Raw genomic sequence first — 17,739 nt, 5'->3', positions numbered from 1 at the left:
CCCCGGGCCCTCGCGGCCCGGCGCCCCAGCAGGATCAGAACGCCGCGATGCCGGTCTGCGCGCGGCCCAGGATCAGCGCGTGGATGTCGTGCGTTCCCTCGTAGGTGTTCACCACCTCCAGGTTCACCAGGTGGCGCGCGATGCCGAACTCGTCGCTGATGCCGTTGCCGCCCAGCATGTCGCGCGCGGTGCGGGCGATCTCCAGGCTCTTGCCGCAGCTGTTGCGCTTCATGATGGAGGTGATTTCCACCGCCGCCGTGCCCTCGTCCTTCATGCGCCCCAGACGCAGGCAGCCCTGCAGGCCCAGCGTGATCTCGGTCTGCATGTCGGCGAGCTTCTTCTGCACCAGCTGGTTGGCCGCCAGCGGCCGGCCGAACTGCTGGCGGTCCAGCGTGTACTGACGCGCGGTATGCCAGCAGAACTCGGCCGCGCCCAGCGCGCCCCAGGCGATGCCGTAGCGTGCGCTGTTCAGGCAGGTGAACGGCCCCTTCAGCCCGCGCACCTCAGGGAAGGCGTTCTCCTCGGGGCAGAACACCTCGTCCATCACGATCTCGCCGGTGATGGAGGCGCGCAGCCCCACCTTGCCATGGATGGCCGGCGCGCTCAGGCCCTTCCAGCCCTTCTCCAGCACAAAGCCTCGGATCTGGCCGCCGTCGTCCTTGGCCCAGACCACGAAGACATCGGCGATCGGGCTGTTGGTGATCCACATCTTGGCGCCGGTGAGGCTGTAGCCGCCATCCACCTTGCGCGCGCGCGTGACCATGGAGCCGGGGTCCGAGCCGTGGTTGGGCTCGGTCAGGCCGAAGCAGCCGATCCATTCGCCGCTGGCGAGCTTGGGCAGGTACTTCTGCTTGGTGGCCTCGCTGCCGAACTCATGGATGGGCACCATCACCAGCGAGCTCTGCACGCTCATCATCGAGCGGTAGCCGGAATCCACCCGCTCCACCTCGCGGGCGATCAGCCCGTAGCAGACGTAGTTCAGCCCGGCGCCGCCGTAGGCTTCGGGAATCGTGGGGCCCAGCAGCCCCAGCTCGCCCATCTCGCGGAAGATGGCCGCGTCGGTCTTCTCGTGGCGGAAGGCCTCCAGCACGCGCGGCGCCAGCCGGTCCTGGCAGTAGGCGCGCGCCGCATCGCGCACCGCGCGCTCGTCATCGCTGAGCTGCTGGTCCAGCAGCAGCGGGTCGTCCCATTGGAATCGGGCCTTGTCAGCCATGGTCATCTCCTTGTGTAGTCCTGCGAGAGCTGTGCGGCGCGCCGCGTGCATGCGCCAGTATCAATAGCGCGTCCATTCGTGTCCAATTCAATAAAGCATTCCGACGATACGAATATCCTATGAACTTCGAGTTCCGCCACCTGCGCTACTTCCTCGTTCTGGCCGAGGAGCTGCACTACGGCCGCGCGGCGCAACGGCTGGCGATCTCGCAGCCGCCGCTGTCGGTCAACATCCAGCAGCTGGAAGCGGCGGTCGGTGCGCGGCTGCTGGACCGTGACAGCAAGGGCGTGCGTCTGACCCCGGCCGGCGCCGCCTTCCGCGAGCGCGCCCGCGCGCTGCTGGACGGCGCCGAGGAAGCCGGCGCGCTGGCGCGCGAGGTCGAATCCGGCGAACGCGGCCGGCTGCGCCTGGGCTTCGTCGGCTCCACGCTGTTCCACGGGCTGGCCGACTGGCTGCACCGCTTCCAGGCACGCCATCCGCGCGTGGAGGTGGTCGTCGTGGAGTTGAATTCGCAGGACCAGATCGAGGCGCTGCTGCAGCACGAGCTGGACCTGGCGCTGGTGCACACGGACCGGCTGCCGCCGGCGCTGGCGCACCAGCCGCTCTACCAGGAGCCCTTCATGGCCTGCCTGCCCGCCGACCATGCGGCGGCGCGCTCGCGCAAGGTCTCGCTCGCCGGGCTGCGCGAGCAGCCCTTCATCCTGTTCTCGCGCCGGGGCTCGCCGGACTACCACGCCCGCATCGTCGAGGCCTGCCGCCAGCAGGGCTTTTATCCGCGTCTGCAGCACGAGGGCCGGCACTGGCTGTCCGTGGTGCTGCTGGTGGCCCAGGGCATGGGCGTGTCCATCGTGCCCGCGTCCTTCCGCCAGGCTGGCGTGCAGGGCGCGGTGTTCCGCCCCATCGAGGAAGACATCGCGCCCTCGCAGGTCTTCGCGGCCTGGCGGCGCGACGAGGCCTCGGCGCTGCGCGAGCGCTTTCTCGCGCTGGCACCGGCGCGCTGAACGGTGGCGGACGGCGGGCATCGCGGCCTCAGGGCAGCATGGCGGTGACCTCGATCTCCACCTTGGCGCGATCCTCCATCAGCGCCGCGACCTGCACCGCGCTCATCGCGACGCCGTACTCGCGGCCCAGCACCTCGCGGTAGACCTGGCCGACCTCGCGGCCACGGCCCAGGTATTCCTTCTTGTCCAGCACATACCAGGTCATGCGGCAGATGTGCTCCGGCGCGGCGCCCGCCTCGGCCAGCACGGCCTTGATGTTGAGCAGGGTCTGGCGCACCTGGGCGATGAAGTCGTCGCTCTCGAACTGGCATTGCGCGTTCCAGCCGATCTGCCCGGCGACAAACACGCAGCGGCCAGTGGCGGCGACGCCGTTGGCATAGCCGCGCGGTTCCGCCCAACCGGGCGGCTGCAAAAGAGTCTTGGTGGCATTCATCGGGTACAGCTCCTTGGGTTTTCGGGATGATTCAGGGGAGCGACGGTTCGTTCGGCGTCGCGTCCATGGCCGCGTCGACCGCCGCGCGCAGGTCCGCCGGCCAGGGCTGGGCCGCGTGGGTCACCAGCGAGGTGCAGACCAGCACCTGCGCAAAGCGCGCGCGCACGCCGTCGGCGCCGGCGAACTCGACCTGCAGCGTCATCGAACGATCGCCCAGCCGCGCCACGCGCAGCCGCCGCGTCAGCGCGTCGCCCATGCGGCTGACGCGCAGGAAATCGCTTTCCAGCCTCACCGTGGGCAGGCCGACACGGCGCGGACCGATCAGGTCGGCGTAGTCGATACCCAGGCCCTCGGTGAACCAGTCCTCGACCAGCGCGTTGAGCATCTCGTGATAGCGCGGGAAGAAGACGATGCCGGCCGGGTCGCATTCGCCGAAGCGCACGCGCTGCGTCCGCTCGAAGTGCCAGCCCGTCGCGGGCGCGGAATCGGTGTCGTTCATGGCGAGGTTCAAAGGCCCAGGTAGCGGTGCCACAGCTCGGGGCTGGCATCGAGTTCGGCGGACGCGCCGCGCCACACCGGGCGTCCGCGTTCCAGGATGGTGTGGTGGTCGGCGAGCCGGATCAGGCGCTGCACGTATTTGTCGACGACGAGGATGGTCTGCCCCGTCGCGCGGATCTGGTCCAGGCAGCGCCAGATCTCCTCGCGGATCAGCGGCGCGAGGCCCTCGGTCGCCTCGTCCAGGATGAGCAGGCGCGGGTTGGTGACCAGCGCGCGCGCGATGGCCAGCATCTGCTGCTCGCCACCGGACAGCTGGGTGCCCAGGTTCTGCGCCCGCTCCTTCAGGCGCGGGAAGAGCGCGAAGGCCCGCTCCACCGTCCAGGGATCGCGGCTGCCGCTGCGGTTCGCGGCGAAGGCCTGCAGATGCTCCAGCACGCTGAGGTTGGGAAAGCACTGCCGCCCCTCTGGCACGATGGCCAGCCCCAGGCGCGCGATGCGGTCGGCGCTCCAGCCGGTGATGTCCTCGCCGGCCAGGCGAATGCGGCCACCGCGGGGCGCCATCCAGCCGGTCAGGCAGCGCAGCGTGGTGCTCTTGCCCATGCCATTGCGGCCCAACAGCGTGGCCACCTCGCCCGGCGCGATGCGCAGGTCCAGCCCGAACAGCACCTGCGAGGCCCCGTAGGCCGCCTGCAGGCCTTCGACTTCCAGCAAGGCCTCGCTCATGGGCCTCCCCCTGCCGCGCCGGCGTCCAGCGCCGCCTCGAACACCAGCTCGTCGCCGAGGTAGGCCTTGCGCACCTCGGCATGCTCGCGCACATGTGCCGGCGTGCCGCTGGCGATGATGCGGCCCGAGACCAGCACCGAGATGCGGTCGGCGAGGCGGAACACCGCGTCCATGTCGTGCTCGACCAGCAGCAGCGTCGTCTGCCGCCGCAGCGCCTGCAGCAGACCCACCATGCGCTCGGATTCGTCCGGCCCCATGCCGGCCATGGGCTCGTCCAGCAGCAACAGCCGCGGCCGTGTGCTCAGGGCCAGGCCCAGCTCCAGCTGACGCTGCTCGCCATGGGCCAGCGTGCCGGCCACGCGCCCGGCCTGCGCGGCCAGGCCGATGTGCGCCAGCAGCGCATCCGCCTCGGCGTGCAGCGACGCATCGGCACGCACGCGCCGCCACGGCGACGGCCAGCCGCCGCGCGCGGCGAGCAGGCCCATCACCAGGTTGTCGCGCACCGTGTCGCGGCGGAAGATGCTGGTGATCTGGTAGGAACGCACCAGACCGGCGCGCACCCGCGCGGCCATGCCGGCCCGGGTCAGGTCTTGCCCGTCGAAGAGGATCCGCCCCTCGTCCGGACGCAGCGCGCCCGACAGCTGGTGGATCAGCGTGGTCTTGCCGGCGCCATTGGGGCCGATCAACGCATGCACCTCGCCCTCGCGCACCTCGAAGCTGGCGCCATCGGTCGCGCGCAACGCACCGAAGCGCTTGACCAGGCCCTGCGCCCGCAGCAGCGACTCAGCCATGGTCGCGCCTCCGCGCCAGCAGCCCGGCCAGCCCCCGCGGCGCCCACAACACCACCGCCAGCAGGATCAGGCCCAGCCCCATCTGCCAGTGCAGCGTCAGCCCCGACAGCAGCTCCTCCAGCAGCAGGAAGACCAGCGCGCCCAGCGGCCCGCCCCACAGCGCGCCGGCGCCGCCCAGGATCACCATGACCATCAGCTGGCCGGACTGCGACCAGTGCATCATGTGCGGCGTCACCAGCCCGTTGAGATTGGCCAGCAGCGCGCCCGCCAGCCCAGCGAGCGCGCCGGCCAGCACGAAGGCCAGCCACTGCACGCGCAGGACCTCGCCGCCCAGCGCGGACACGCGGGGCTCGTTCTCGCGCGCAGCGCGCAGCAGCCAGCCGAAGGGCGACCCGGTCCAGCGCGCCAGCAGCGCAAGCGCCGCGGCGGCCAGGGCCAGCACCACCCAGTACAGCTGCGCGTCCTGCTGCAGGTCCAGCCCCGGCAGCGCGCTGCGCTGCGCCAGCGCCAGCCCGTCCTCGCCGCCATAGGCCTTCAGCGAGACCATCAGGTAATAGAACATCTGGGCAAAGGCCAGCGTGATCATGATGAAGTAGACGCCGCGCGTGCGCAGGCTCACCGCACCCACCAGCGCCGCCGCAAGACCTGACACCAGCATCGCCGCCGGCCATGCGATCCAGGCCGAACCGATGCCGGCGTCCATCAGGATGCCCACCGTGTAGGCGCCCAGCCCCAGGAAGGCGGCGTGGCCGAAGCTCACCAGCCCGCCCTCGCCCAGAATCAGGTTCAGGCTGGCCGCCGCGATCGCGAAGATCAGGACCCGCGTGGCCACGCCGATGTAGAAGTCCAGCCCCAGCGCCTCCAGCAGCGGCGGCAGCAGGCCCAGCAGCACCAGCGCCGCCAGCGGCCCGAGCCGCGGGCGCCCGAACGCGCGGGACGGTGAGCGGCATGCGGTGTGCGTGTTCATCGCCGGATCCCCTTCAGCCGCGCGCCGGGAACAGGCCGCGCGGTTTCCAGAACAGCACCGCCGCCATCAGCACATAGATCAGGATGGAGGCCAGCGCCGGCCCGAGGTTGGACGCCACCTCGGGCGACGCATGGGCGCGCAGCAGCGCCGGCAGCAGCGTGCGGCTGCAGGTATCGACCAGCCCGACCAGCAGCGAGCCGACCAGTGCCCCGCGGATCGAACCGATGCCGCCGATCACGATCACCACGAAGGCGAGGATGAGGATGCTCTCGCCCATGCCCACCTGCACCGCCAGGATGGGCCCCAGCAGCGCGCCGGCCAGCGCGCACAGCGCCGCGCCGAAGCCGAAGACCGCGGTGAACAGCGCCCGGATGTTGACACCCATCGCCAGGGCCATGGGCCGGTTCGACGCGCCCGCGCGCACCCACATGCCCACGCGGGTGCGCGTGACCAGCAGGTAGAGCATCAGCGCCACGGCCAGGCCCACCGCGATGATGAGCAGCCGGTAGGCCGGATACATCAGCCCCGGCAGCAGCTCCACCGGCCCGGACAGCGCGGCGGGCATGTTCAGCATCACCGGCTGCGCGCCCCAGACCATGCGCACGCCCTCGTTGAGGATCAGGATCAGCGCGAAGGTGGCCAGCACCTGGCTCAGGTGGTCGCGGCTGTAGAGGCGGCGCAGCAGCGCGGTTTCCAGCAGCATGCCCACGGCCGCGGTGCCAGCCAGCGCCGCGGCCACGCCCAGCACGAAGGAGCCGCTGGCCGCCGTCGCGGCGGCGGCCAGGTAGGCGCCCACCATGTACAGCGAGCCGTGCGCCAGGTTGATCATGTCCATGATGCCGAAGACCAGGGTCAGCCCGGCCGCCAGCAGGAACAGCATCAACCCGAACTGCAGCCCGTTGAGCAGTTGCTCGGCGATCAGGATCCAGTCCATGTGCGGTGTGCCTGCGGCGCTGGGCTCAGGGCATCTTGCAGGCCGACACATAGGCGTCGGCATGGTTGCTGAAGATGCGGCCCAGGCTCTTGTTGGTGACGCGGCCCTGGCCGTCCCTGCCGATCACGCGCAGGTAGTAGTCCTGCACCGGGTACTGGTTGCTGTTGAAGCGGAAAGGTCCGCGCACCGATTCAAAGCGCGCCGCCTTCAGCGCCTTCAGCAGCGCGGGCTTGTCCTCGATCCGGCCCTTCACGTCGCGCACCGCGGCCGCCATCAGCAGCGCGGCGTCATAGCCCTGCGAGGCGTACAGCGAAGGCAGGCGGCCGTAGTCCTTCTGGAAGTCGGCGACGAAGCGGCGGTTGGCCGCGTTGTCCATGTCGTGCGCCCAGTGCGAGCTGTTGAACATGCCCAGCATGGGCTCGCCGACCGCGCGGATCACGTCCTCGTCCGCCGAGAAGCCGGGGCCGAACAGGGTCACGTCCTTGGACAGCCCGGCGCCGACGAACTGCTTGATGAAGTTGATGCCCATGCCGCCGGGCAGGAAGATGTACATCGCATCGGGCTTGGCCGCGCGTGCCTGCGCCAGCTCGGCGGAGTAGTCCAGCTGGCCCAGCTTGGTGTAGATCTCGTCGGCGACCGCGCCCTTGTAGTAGCGCTTGAAGCCGGCCACGGCGTCCTTGCCGGCCGGGTAGTTGGGCGCCAGCACCACGACCTTCTTGAAGCCCTTGTCCATCACCACCTTGCCGACCGCTTCGTGCAGGTTGTCGTTCTGCCAGGCCACGTTGAAGAAATAGGGGTTGCACTGCTCGCCGGCGTACTGCGAGGGCCCGGCGTTGGCCGAGACATAGGGCACGCGGGCGGCGAACACGCTGGGGCCGACGGCCAGCATGATGTTGGAGAACACGACGCCGGTCATGAAGTCCACCTTGTCGCGCTTGAGCAGGCGCTCCGCGGTCTGCTTGGCGACATCGGGGTTCTGCTGGTCGTCCGCCGTGACCACTTCCACCGGCAGCTCGCCGAACTTGCCGCCCAGGTGCTTGAGGCCGAGCTGGAAGCCGTCGCGGATGTCCACGCCCAGCCCCGCGCCGGGGCCGGACAGCGTGGACAGCATGCCCACCTTCACCTTGTCGGCGGCCTGGGCCGGCGCCAGCGCGGCCAGCATCAGCGCGCCGGCCACAGTCTTCTTGATCCCAGTGATCATCGCGGTCTCCTTGTTGAAGCGGGTTCGTCAGGGGTACTGCAGAAGCGCAACGCCGGTGGGCGACTCAGGCACTCTCGCGCAGGCGGAAGCGCTGCAACTTGCCGGTTTCGGTGCGCGGCAGGCTGGCGCGGAACTCTATCGCACGGGGATACTTGTAGGGCGCGATGCTGGCCTTGACGAAGTCCTGCAGCGCGCGGATCAGCACGGGGTCCTGGGTCAGCTCGGCCTGCACGCCGGGCTTGAGCACCACCACGGCCTTGACGATCTGGCCGCGCGCCTCGTCGGGCACGCCGATCACGCCACATTCGGCCACCGCGGGGTGGGCGAGCAGGCAGGCCTCCACCTCGGGACCGGCGATGTTGTAGCCGCCGGAGATGATCATGTCGTCGGTGCGCGCCTGGTAGACGAAGTAGCCGTCCTCGTCCATCAGGTAGGCATCGCCGGTCAGGTTCCAGCCGTTCTGCACATAGGCCTGCTGGCGCTCGTCGGCCAGATAGCGGCAGCCCGTGGGCCCCTTCACCGCCAGCCGACCGACCTGCCCCGGCGGCAGCGGCCGGCCGTCGTCGTCCAGGATGCAGGCGCGGTAGCCCGGCACCGGCTTGCCGGTGGCGCCGGGGCGGGCGTTGTGCTCGTCGTGCGAGACGAAGATGTGCAGCAACTCGGTCGCGCCGATGCCGTCGATCAGCTCGATGCCGGTGGCGTCCTTCCACAGCTGGCGCGTCGCGGCCGGCAGCGCCTCTCCGGCGCTGACGCATTTGCGCAGGCTGGCGATGTCATGCCGATTCACCTCGCCGGCCATCGCGCGGTAGCTGGTGGGCGCGGTGAAGCACACGGTGGCGCGGTGGCGCGCGATGGCGGGCAGCAGCTGGTCGGGCGAGGCTTTCTCCAGCAGCACGGTGGACGCGCCCACGCTGAGCGGAAAGAGCAGCAGCCCGCCCAGGCCGAAGGTGAAGGCCAGCGGCGGGCTGCCGATGAAGATGTCGTCCGCGTTCGGCCGCAGGCAGTGCGGCGGCCAGCAGCGGCAGATCGCCATCACGTCGCGATGGAAATGCATGGTGCCCTTGGGCTGGCCGGTGGTGCCCGAGGTGAAGGCGATGATGCAGCAGTCGTCGGCGGCCGTGTCCACGGTGTCGAAGTGCGCCGGCTGGCGCTGCGCGCGGGCCTGCAGCGCGGCGTCGCCGTCGCCGCCGTAGTACACCAGCTCGCGCAGCTCGGGGCACTGGCTGCCCGCCAGCACCAGTTCCTCGGCCAGGCGCGCGTCGCACAACGCATGGCTGACCTGGGCCTTCTGGATCACCTGGCCGAGTTCCTTGGCGCGCAGCAGCGGCATGGTGGCCACGGCGATCGCGCCCACCTTCATCACCGCGAACCAGCAGGCCGCCATCATCGGCGAGTTGGCGCCACGCAGCAGCACGCGGTTGCCCGGCTGCACGCCCATCTCCCGCACCAGCACATGGGCGATGCGGTTGGCCTGGGCCTGCAGCTCGGCATAGCTCCAGCACACCCATTCGCCCAGGTGCAGGCCCTGTACGCAGGGACGCTCGCCCTGGCCCTGGGCCACCCAGCGGTCCAGCAGTTCCGCGGCGCAGTTCAGGCGTTCGGGGAACTGCAGCTCCGGCAGCTCGAAGACCAGGTCCGGCCACTGCTCCGGCGGGGGCAGATGGTCGCGGGCAAAGGTGTCGCGGTGTGCGGTGATGGCCATGGATGAGTCCCCGTTGTTCTGCGTGAGTGGCGCGAGTTCAGCCCTTCTTCAGCAGCTCGCGCCCGATGATCAACTGCTGCACCTCGCTGGCGCCTTCGTAGATGCGCAGCGCGCGGATCTCGCGGTAGAGCTGCTCGACGATCTCGCCGCGGCGCACGCCGCGCCCGCCATGCAGCTGCTGCGCCGCGTCGATCACGCGCTGCGCGCCCTCGGTCGCCATCAGCTTGGCCATGGCCGCCTCGCGGGTGATGTTGCGGCCCTGGTCGCGCAGCCAGGCAGCGCGATAGACCAGCAGCGCCGAACTGTCGATCGTGCAGGCCATGTCGGCCAGCTTGGCCTGGGTCAGCGGCAGGTCGGCCAGGCGGGCGCCGAACATGGGCCGCGCCTGGCTCTGGGCCAGGCCCTCCTGCAGCGCGCGGCGGCCAAAGCCCAGCGCCGCCGCCGCCACCGAGGTGCGGAACACGTCCAGCGTGCGCATCGCGATCTTGAAGCCCTCACCCTCGGCGCCGATGCGCTGCGACTTGGGCACCCGGCAGTCGCGAAAGCGCAGGCGCGCCAGCGGGTGGGGCGCGATGACATCGATGCGCTCGGCGATCTCGAAGCCCGGCAGGCCGGCGTCGACGATGAAGGCGCTGATGCCCTTGGTGCTGCGCGGCGGCCCCTCCCCCGCGGCCGCGCCCTCGTCCATGCGCGCGAAGAGCACGTAGAAGTCGGCGATGCCACCGTTGGAGATCCAGGTCTTCTCGCCGTTGAGCACATAGGCGTCGCCGTCGTCACGGGCGCTGCACTGCAGGGCCGCCACATCGGAGCCCGCCTGCGGCTCGGACAGCGCGAAGGCCGCCAGCGCCTCGCCGCGCGCGACGCGCGGCAGGTAGCGCTCGCGCTGCGCCGCCGACCCGGCCAGCGAGATCGCCCCCGAGCCCAGGCCCTGCATCGCGAAGGCGAAGTCCGCCAGGCCGCTGTGGCGCGCCAGGGTCTCGCGCAACAGGCAGATCGCGCGCGTGTCGATGGCCTGGCCCTCACCGGCCACCGCATGGTTCAGCCAGCCGCCCTGCCCCAGCAGCGCCACCAGCGATCGGCAGTGCGCGTCCACCTCCACGTCGCCGTGCGGATGAGCGTCCAGGTGCTGCCCGCACCAGGCTTCCAGTGCCGCCGCCAACTCGCGGTGCTTGGCGTCGAAAAAAGGCCAGTCCAGATGTTCAAGATGCATGTCGTGTCTCCTGCGGCGTCGCCGTTCCGGCATGGCCGCGGTCATGTGCCACGGCGGCGCGCGGGTCTGGGGTCACCGGCATCAATGGCCTTCGAACTCGGGGCGCTGCTTCGCCACAAAGGCGTGGTAAGCACGATGAAAGTCCTGCGTCATCATGCAGATGGCCTGGGCCTGGGCCTCGGACTCGATGGCCTCGTCCACGCCCATGGCCCATTCCTGGTGCAGCATGCGCTTGGTCATCGCGTGGCCGAAACTGGGGCCCTTGGCGATCTCGGCGGCCCAGGCGCTGGCGTTGGCCAGCAGCTGCTCGGGCTCGACCAGCCGGTTCAGGAAGCCCCAGCTGTGGGCCTCCTCGCCGCCCAGCGAGCGGCCGGAGTACAGCAGGTCCGACGCACGCCCCTGGCCGATGATGCGCGGCAGCAGCGCGCAGGCGCCCATGTCGCAGCCGGCCAGGCCCACACGGGTGAACAGGAAGGCGGTCTTGCTGCGCGCCGTGCCCACACGCAGATCTGAGGCCATCGCGAGGATGGCGCCGGCCCCGGCGCAGACGCCGTCGATGGACGCGATGATGGGCTGCGGGCAGGCGCGCATCGCCTTGACCAGATCGCCGGTCATGCGCGTGAAGGCCAGCAGGTCGGGCATGGCCATCTGGGTCAGCGGGCCGATGATCTCGTGCACATCGCCGCCGGAGCAGAAGTTGTCGCCCGCGCCCTGGACGACCAGGGCCCTTACCTCGTCCACATAGGCCAGGGTACGGAACAGGTCGCGCAGCTCGGCATAGGACGCAAAGGTCAGCGGGTTCTTGCGCTCGGGCCGGTTCAGCGTGATCACGCCGACCGTGCCCTCCTGGCGCCAGCCGAAGTGCTGCGGCACAAAGCCGGCGAGGCTGCGCCGGTTGCCCTGAATCAGGTGGGAGTCCATGGTGTCATTTCCTCGGGTTCGTGGCACCGCCGGTCCGCTCGGCAGACGGCGGCAGTTGGTTCAGGTGGCCCTTCAGCGCCGCCAGCAGCGCATAGACCTGGGTCTTCTGCTCGGCGTTCCAGCCCGCCAGCAGCTCGTCGATCCAGGCTTCGTGCGTGGCCGCCATGCGTTTGAACTGGCGCCGGCCCGCGGGCGTGAGCTTGACGCTGAAAGAGCGCCGGTCGCTGGGATGCGGCTCGCGCTGCACCAGGCCTTCGGCCTCCAGCTGGTCGGTGATGCCGGTGACGTTGCCACCGGTGACCATCAGCCGCTGCGACAGCTCGCGCATGGACAACCCCTGCGGATGGCGCTCCAGCTGTGCGAGCAGGTCGAAGCGCGGCAGCGTGGTGCCGAAGTCCTGGCGCAGCCGGCTGCGGATCTGGGTTTCAATCCGCATGGTGCAGGCCAGCAGGCGCAGCCAGAGCTTGAGCGCCTGGTGGTCGTGCTCGGCCACGCGCGATTCGAGGTCGGGCACCTCGTCGACCAGGGCCTCGCCGTCCGGCGGCAGGGCGGGAATCACATCACCTCCCCGCCGCAGACAGCGATGGCCTGGCCGGTGATCGCGCCGGCGTCGTGCCGCAGCAGGTAGGCCACGGCCGCCGCCACCTCGTCCGGCTGCACCAGCCGGCCCTGCGGGTTCGCGGCCGCCAGCTCGGCGCGCGCGGCCTCGGCCGTGCGGCCGGTCTTGGCAACGATGGTGTCCACCGCATTCGCGACGATGTCGGTCTCGGTGTAGCCCGGGCAGACCGCGTTCACCGTCACACCCTTGGTGGCGAGCTCCAGCGCCATCGCCCGCGTCAGGCCCAGCACGCCATGCTTGGCCGCGCAATAGGCGGCGACATAGGCATAGCCCTTCAGCGCCGCGGTGCTCGCGACATTGACGATGCGGCCGAAGCCGCGCTGCGCCATCGCGGGCGCCACCTCGCGGCTGCACAGGAAGCTGCCGGTCAGGTTGACCTGCAGCAGCCGGTTCCAGCTGTCCAGCGAGGTGCGCGCCAGCGGCGCGGTCTCGACCTGGCCGGCGTTGTTGACGAGCACGTCCACCGGCCCCTGAGCCTGCACCGCCGCAGCAAAGGCCGCGCGCACGCTGGCCTCGTCACCGACGTCGCAGACCTGGATCTGCACCGCCGCCGCGCCGGCCAAGGCCGCCAGCTCGGCCTGCTGCGCGCGCAGCTTGTCCAGCGAGCGCCCCATCAGCGTCAGCCGCAGGCCCTCCTGCCGCAGCCGCCGCGCCACCGCCGCGCCGATGCCGCTGCCGCCGCCGGTCACCACCGCATGCAAGGCCTCGCCCATCACACCCCCAGTGCCTTGTTGGCCGCTTCCTGCGCGGCAGCACCGCCGCCCTGGGCGCGCTGGCGCTCGAACTCGCGCTCCAGCTGCGTCTTGCCGGAGACATAGGGCTTGGGCCAGTCCAGCCCCGGGCCGCCCAGGTAGCCGATGCGGGCGGCCTCGGTCAGCGTCCAGGCCGGGTTGGCCAGGTGCGGGCGGGCCACCGCGCACAGGTCGGCGCGGCCGGCCGCGATGATGCTGTTGACATGGTCGGCCTCGGAGATCGCACCCACCGCGATGGTGGGAATGCCGACACGGTTGCGTATGGACTCGGAGAACGGCGTCTGCCACATGCGGCCGAACACCGGCTTTTCCTTCTTGCTCACCTGACCGGAGGAGACGTCGATCAAATCGGCGCCGGCCGCCTTGAAGGCCGCGGCGATCTGCACCGCGTCCTCGGGCGTGATGCCACCGTCCACCCAGTCGTGCGCGGAGATGCGCACGGACATGGGCCGATCGGCGGGCCAGGCCGCGCGCATCGCCTGGAAGACCTCCAGCGGGTAGCGCAGCCGGTTCTCCAGCGAGCCGCCATAGGCGTCGTCGCGCTGGTTGGTCAGCGGCGAGATGAAGCTGGACAGCAGATAGCCGTGCGCGCAGTGCAGCTCCAGCCAGTCGAAGCCGGCGGCGGCCGCGCGGCGCGTGGCGGCGACGAAGTCCTCGCGCACGCGGTCCATGTCCTCGCGCGTCATCGCGCGCGACCAGGCGCTGACGCCGTCCAGGTACTGCTGCGGCGAAGCGGAGATCAGCGGCCAGCCGCCCTCCTGCAGCGGCTGGTCGATGCCCTCCCAGGCCACGCGGGTCGCGCCCTTGGCCCCGGCATGGCCCAGCTGCAGCGCGATCCTGGCGCTGCTGTGGCGATGCACATGGTCCACGATGCGCGTCCAGCCGGCCTGCTGCGCGTCATTCCACAGCCCCGGACAGCCCGGGGTGATGCGCGCGTCCGGCGAGACGCAGGTCATCTCGGCGAAGACCAGCCCGGCGCCCCCCATCGCGCGCGCACCCAGGTGCATCAGGTGATAGTCGGCCGGCAGACCGTCGACGCAGGAGTACTGCGCCATCGGCGACACGACGACACGGTTCTTCAGCTGCACGCCGCGCAGCTTGAACGGCGTGAACATGGGCGGCACGGCGCGGTCCAGCCCGCTGCGCTGCGCCAGCCAGCGTTCGTAGTCGCCGACATAGCGGGCATCGCGCAGGCGCAGGTTCTCGTGCGAGATGCGCTGCGAGCGGGTCAGCAGCGAGTAGGCGAACTGCTCGGGCTCCAGCTGCGCATGGCGCTCGACGTTCTCGAACCACTCGGTGGAATTGCGCGCCGCGTTCTGGATGCGCAGCACCTCGATGCTGCGGCTGGCCTGATAGCGCTCCAGCGCCGTGCCCAGGTCGCCGGGGCAGGCGGCGATCTCGCGCGCCAGACCGATCGCATCCTCGAACGCCAGCTTGGTGCCCGAACCGATGCTGAAGTGCGCCGTGTGCGCCGCATCGCCCATCAGCACCACCGGTGTACCGCGACTGTTGCGGTGCACCCAGGTCTTGCACACCACGCGCGGGAAGCGGATCCACTGCGCCGATCCGCGCAGATGGCTGGCATTGGAGATGAGCGCATGGCCGTCGAGCACCTGGGCGAAAAGCTTCTCGCAGAAGGCGATGCCCTCCTCCTTGCTCATCTGCTCCAGCCCAGCGGCCTGCCAGACCGGTTCGGGCGCCTCGACGATGAAGGTGGAGTGCGTGGCGTCGAAGCGGTAGGCGTGGGCCTGGAACCAGCCCCATTCGGTCTTCTGGAAGTCGAAGGTAAAGGCGTCGAAGAGCTTGGTCGTGCCCAGCCAGACGAAGCGGCAGCGGCGCAGGTCGATGTCCGGCTGGTAGTGCGCCGCGTACTTCTGGCGCACGCGGCTGTTCAGGCCGTCGGCGGCGATGACGAGGTCGGCCTCCAGCGCCTCGTCGTCGGGGGCCTCCGTCTCATAGCGGATCTCCACGCCCAGTTCGGCGCAGCGGTCCTGCAGGATGTTGAGCAGCTTCTTGCGCCCGATGCCGCAGAAACCGTGGCCACCAGAGACCATGCGGCGGCCGCCGAAATGCACCGCGATGTCGTCCCAGTGGTTGAAGGCGTCCAGGATCTGGCCGGCGGTCTTGGGGTCGGCCGCGCGCAGGCCCTCCAGGGTCTGGTCCGAGAACACCACCCCCCAGCCGAAGGTGTCACCGGGCCGGTTGCGCTCCAGCACCGTGACCTGGTTCGCCGGGTCCTGCTGTTTCATCAGCAGCGCGAAGTAGAGGCCGGCCGGGCCGCCACCGAGGCAGGTGATCCGCATCTCGAAACCCTTTCGTGGTTGACAAACCAACTTTAGGGTTCGATATTTTAGATGTCAAGCAATTCAGCGATCCGAGAACCAGAGTCTATGGAACAGCGGCGACGGGCAAGACAGGCGGCGGTTGGATGCGGCAACGCCCTCGCGCTCGAGCAGCGTCGCGGGCGCCTCGGGCGCGAGCAGCGACACGCCCAGGCCCAGCCGGTGGCTGGCCGGGCTCCAGCGCAGACCCATCGCATCCAGCAGGGTCGCGAAGACGTCGAAGTGGCTGTACTGGCGCTCCGTCGGGCTGCCGTTCTCGTCGCGCGGCGTGAGCGACGGCAGGACATGCCCCTGCCCGTCGGCGCGCAGCAGCAGCTGGAACAGGTCGCGGGCCTTCCACTGGTCCTCGCTGCCGTCGAACAGCAGGGGCAGCGGGGACACGTGGTCACCCTGCAGCCAGACCAGTTTGGGCCGGCCGTCGGCCTGTGCCAGGAAGCGCCGCACCAGGCGGGCGACGGCGCGATCCGAGCAGTCCAGCGCCAGCGCCATCTGTTCGTTGTCGCTCAAGGGCGCGGTGCCGCCCTGCCCGCAGCCGGGGTCCGGGGTGCCATTGGGCCCATGGGTGTTCACCGTCAGCATCAGCGAGACGCGCGGCCGGCCGTCCTCGCGCGGGCGCTGCATGTCCTGCCAGGCCTGCTCGGCCAGCGCCGCGTCCAGCAGCCCCCAGCCCTGTTCGGGCACCGGCACGCCGCGCTGCTGCCACTGCTCGCGGCCGAAGCGCCGCGTCACGCCGTGGCGCTCCAGGAACAGGCCCTTGCCAGCGAACTTCAGCGACGCGCCGCCATAGAAGCTCAGCGACCAGCCCTCGCGCGCCAGCACGTCGGTCAGGCAGGTCCCCCCGTCGAAAAAGCGTGTCGCGTACTCCAGCGCATGGCGGCTCATCAGCCCCACCGGCTGCAACGGCAGGCCGCACAGCGTGCTGAACAGGCCGCCCACGGTCCAGTTCGCGCCGTTGAGCGTGTAGAGGTGGCCGAAGTCCGTGCCGTCCGTGCCCAGCTTGCTGAGCTGCGGCATCCAGCGCGCCTGCACGAAACGCTGGTCCAGCGACTCCATGAACACGAGCAGCAGGTCGGGCATGGGTCCGGCGGGTCGCTCGAAGCGCTGCGCCGCCGGGTCGACATAGTCGGCCGCGATCAGGTCCAGCTCCGGGTCCTCGCAGGGCGACTCCACCGTCGCGGTGACCGACAGCGCCACGCCGGCCAGCAGCCCGCCCCAGACCAGCTTGCGCACCCAGGGCCGCATGCGGCGCAGCAGCCCGCACAGCAAGGCGGTGAGCAGCAGCGTGCCCGCGCCATAGCGCAGCGCGCGCCAGAGCATGCGCGGGTCGGCGTAGTCCATGCCCCCGTACTGCAGGTGGTAGAGCAGTTGGCTCAGCGTCACCGGCCCGAGGTAATTGCGCAGGAAGAGACAGCTGGCGAACAGGCCCACCAGCACGAACACCAGGGCCGGCAGAGCCAGCACCGGCAGTACGGCGCGCAACAAAGGGATTGGGGATTTCACGGCAACAGGTGCGGGAGGGAACAACGGGCCAGTCTCCCGGCCCCGGTTTGCCCGGCCGTGTGCCAAGGTTTCCCAAGCTGTTCCAAGGTAAAGCCCTGTGAAGCCGCCGCGACGGCCGCCGCGCCACACCAGGCAATGGGCCCGTCCGGCACTGGCGCCTGTCCCCGATTCGATGTTGGAATTAACCGACACCACACGGTCGCGGCGCAGGCTAACGTGCGCGCCGCTTCGACCGCCACGCCCGATGGCGCGCCGTCGATGCGAGGAGATCCACGATGACGAATGAACGCAGACTCTGGGACATCTCGCCGCTAGTGAGTGCGGACGCGCCCATCTTCCCGGGGGATGAACCCTATGCGCTGCGCTGGACCGCCCGCCTCTCGCCGGGCTGCCCAGTCAACCTCAGCGCGATCACGATGTCGCCCCATGTCGGAGCCCATGCCGACGCGCCGCTGCATTACGCCGACGGTGCGTCCGACATCGCCTCGGTGGACCTCGCACCCTACCTCGGGCCCTGCCGCGTGATCCATGCGATCGGCTGCGGGCCGCTGGTGCGCGTCGAGCACCTGCGCCATGCCGCGCATGACCTGCCCCCGCGCGTGCTGGTGCGCTGCTGCGAACGCGCCGACCGCCACTGGAACCCCGATTTCAGCGCCTACGCACCGGAGACCGTGCAATGGCTGGCCGCGCAGGGCGTTCGGCTGATCGGCATTGACACGCCCTCGGTCGACCCCGGCGCCAGCAAAACCCTGGACAGCCACCAGCAGCTGCGCCGCGCCGATCTGCGCGTGCTGGAAAACCTGGTGCTGGACGAGGTGCCTGAGGGCGACTACGAACTCATCGCGCTGCCCCTGCGGCTGGCCGGAGCTTGCGCGTCACCGGTGCGGGCGGTGTTGAGGGGTGGATGAAGCCCCCCGGCAAGGCGCCGGCGC

General features: G+C 70.4%; 17 protein-coding genes. 2 read left to right on the top strand and 15 right to left on the bottom strand.

Annotated features, from left to right (window positions below; translation table 11 throughout):
- Positions 1–34 precede the first annotated feature (34 nt).
- Positions 35–1,213: an acyl-CoA dehydrogenase gene (locus LZ017_RS17340; RefSeq protein ID WP_374109941.1), complete on the bottom strand. Its 1,179-nt coding sequence runs from the start codon at positions 1,211–1,213 to the stop codon at positions 35–37.
- A gap of 119 nt (positions 1,214–1,332) precedes the next feature.
- Between LZ017_RS17340 and LZ017_RS17335 the strand changes: the two genes are divergently transcribed.
- A complete protein-coding gene (locus LZ017_RS17335; protein ID WP_241398149.1) occupies positions 1,333–2,214 on the top strand; it encodes a LysR family transcriptional regulator in 882 nt (293 codons plus the stop codon).
- A 28-nt stretch (positions 2,215–2,242) separates the two neighbouring features.
- Here the strand turns inward: LZ017_RS17335 and LZ017_RS17330 are convergent, their stop codons facing one another.
- The 14 genes from LZ017_RS17330 to LZ017_RS17265 all read right to left on the bottom strand — a co-directional run bounded on the left by LZ017_RS17330 (position 2,243) and on the right by LZ017_RS17265 (position 16,786).
- A complete protein-coding gene (locus LZ017_RS17330) occupies positions 2,243–2,647 on the bottom strand; it encodes a RidA family protein (RefSeq protein WP_241398148.1) in 405 nt (134 codons plus the stop codon).
- A gap of 31 nt (positions 2,648–2,678) precedes the next feature.
- On the bottom strand, positions 2,679–3,146 hold the full coding sequence (locus LZ017_RS17325; RefSeq protein ID WP_241398147.1) for a thioesterase family protein: 468 nt from the start codon (positions 3,144–3,146) through the stop codon (positions 2,679–2,681).
- A gap of 8 nt (positions 3,147–3,154) precedes the next feature.
- Positions 3,155–3,868 (bottom strand): ABC transporter ATP-binding protein, encoded by a 714-nt coding sequence (locus tag LZ017_RS17320; protein ID WP_374109940.1) that lies wholly within the window; start codon positions 3,866–3,868, stop codon positions 3,155–3,157.
- Positions 3,865–4,659: an ABC transporter ATP-binding protein gene (locus LZ017_RS17315; RefSeq protein WP_241398146.1), complete on the bottom strand. Its 795-nt coding sequence runs from the start codon at positions 4,657–4,659 to the stop codon at positions 3,865–3,867. Before LZ017_RS17315 ends, LZ017_RS17320 begins: the two co-directional genes overlap by 4 nt.
- Positions 4,652–5,626 (bottom strand): branched-chain amino acid ABC transporter permease, encoded by a 975-nt coding sequence (locus LZ017_RS17310; protein ID WP_241398145.1) that lies wholly within the window; start codon positions 5,624–5,626, stop codon positions 4,652–4,654. The genes LZ017_RS17315 and LZ017_RS17310 overlap by 8 nt, the downstream gene beginning before the upstream one ends.
- A 13-nt stretch (positions 5,627–5,639) precedes the next feature.
- The gene (locus LZ017_RS17305) at positions 5,640–6,560 is read right to left on the bottom strand and encodes a branched-chain amino acid ABC transporter permease (RefSeq protein ID WP_241398144.1); all 921 of its coding nucleotides are present in this window, start codon (positions 6,558–6,560) and stop codon (positions 5,640–5,642) included.
- A 25-nt stretch (positions 6,561–6,585) separates the two neighbouring features.
- Positions 6,586–7,761 carry an ABC transporter substrate-binding protein gene (locus LZ017_RS17300; RefSeq protein ID WP_241398143.1) on the bottom strand — a complete coding sequence of 392 codons (1,176 nt, stop codon included), beginning with the start codon at positions 7,759–7,761 and terminating at the stop codon, positions 6,586–6,588.
- 64 nt (positions 7,762–7,825) lie between these two features.
- Entirely contained in the window at positions 7,826–9,463 is a 1,638-nt protein-coding gene (locus LZ017_RS17295) for an AMP-binding protein (protein WP_241398142.1), read from the bottom strand.
- A 37-nt stretch (positions 9,464–9,500) separates the two neighbouring features.
- The gene (locus LZ017_RS17290; RefSeq protein WP_241398141.1) at positions 9,501–10,673 is read right to left on the bottom strand and encodes an acyl-CoA dehydrogenase family protein; all 1,173 of its coding nucleotides are present in this window, start codon (positions 10,671–10,673) and stop codon (positions 9,501–9,503) included.
- Positions 10,674–10,754: 81 nt separating this feature from the next.
- Positions 10,755–11,594 (bottom strand): enoyl-CoA hydratase family protein, encoded by an 840-nt coding sequence (locus tag LZ017_RS17285; protein WP_241398140.1) that lies wholly within the window; start codon positions 11,592–11,594, stop codon positions 10,755–10,757.
- Between the two features lie 4 nt (positions 11,595–11,598).
- Positions 11,599–12,150 (bottom strand): MarR family winged helix-turn-helix transcriptional regulator, encoded by a 552-nt coding sequence (locus LZ017_RS17280; protein ID WP_374109945.1) that lies wholly within the window; start codon positions 12,148–12,150, stop codon positions 11,599–11,601.
- On the bottom strand, positions 12,150–12,926 hold the full coding sequence (locus tag LZ017_RS17275; RefSeq protein WP_241398138.1) for an SDR family NAD(P)-dependent oxidoreductase: 777 nt from the start codon (positions 12,924–12,926) through the stop codon (positions 12,150–12,152). The genes LZ017_RS17280 and LZ017_RS17275 overlap by 1 nt, the downstream gene beginning before the upstream one ends.
- On the bottom strand, positions 12,926–15,268 hold the full coding sequence (locus LZ017_RS17270) for a bifunctional salicylyl-CoA 5-hydroxylase/oxidoreductase (protein WP_241398137.1): 2,343 nt from the start codon (positions 15,266–15,268) through the stop codon (positions 12,926–12,928). Before LZ017_RS17270 ends, LZ017_RS17275 begins: the two co-directional genes overlap by 1 nt.
- Before the next feature lie 63 nt (positions 15,269–15,331).
- A complete protein-coding gene (locus LZ017_RS17265) occupies positions 15,332–16,786 on the bottom strand; it encodes an LTA synthase family protein (RefSeq protein ID WP_241398136.1) in 1,455 nt (484 codons plus the stop codon).
- A 296-nt stretch (positions 16,787–17,082) separates the two neighbouring features.
- Between LZ017_RS17265 and kynB the strand changes: the two genes are divergently transcribed.
- A complete protein-coding gene (gene kynB, locus LZ017_RS17260; protein WP_241398135.1) occupies positions 17,083–17,715 on the top strand; it encodes an arylformamidase in 633 nt (210 codons plus the stop codon).
- Positions 17,716–17,739: the final 24 nt, after the last annotated feature.

This window comes from Pelomonas sp. CA6 (genome assembly GCF_022549225.1).
Lineage (GTDB): Bacteria > Pseudomonadota > Gammaproteobacteria > Burkholderiales > Burkholderiaceae_C > Roseateles.
The sequence above is the reverse complement of the archived record's forward strand: the minus strand, read 5'-3'. Positions and strand labels throughout refer to the sequence as shown.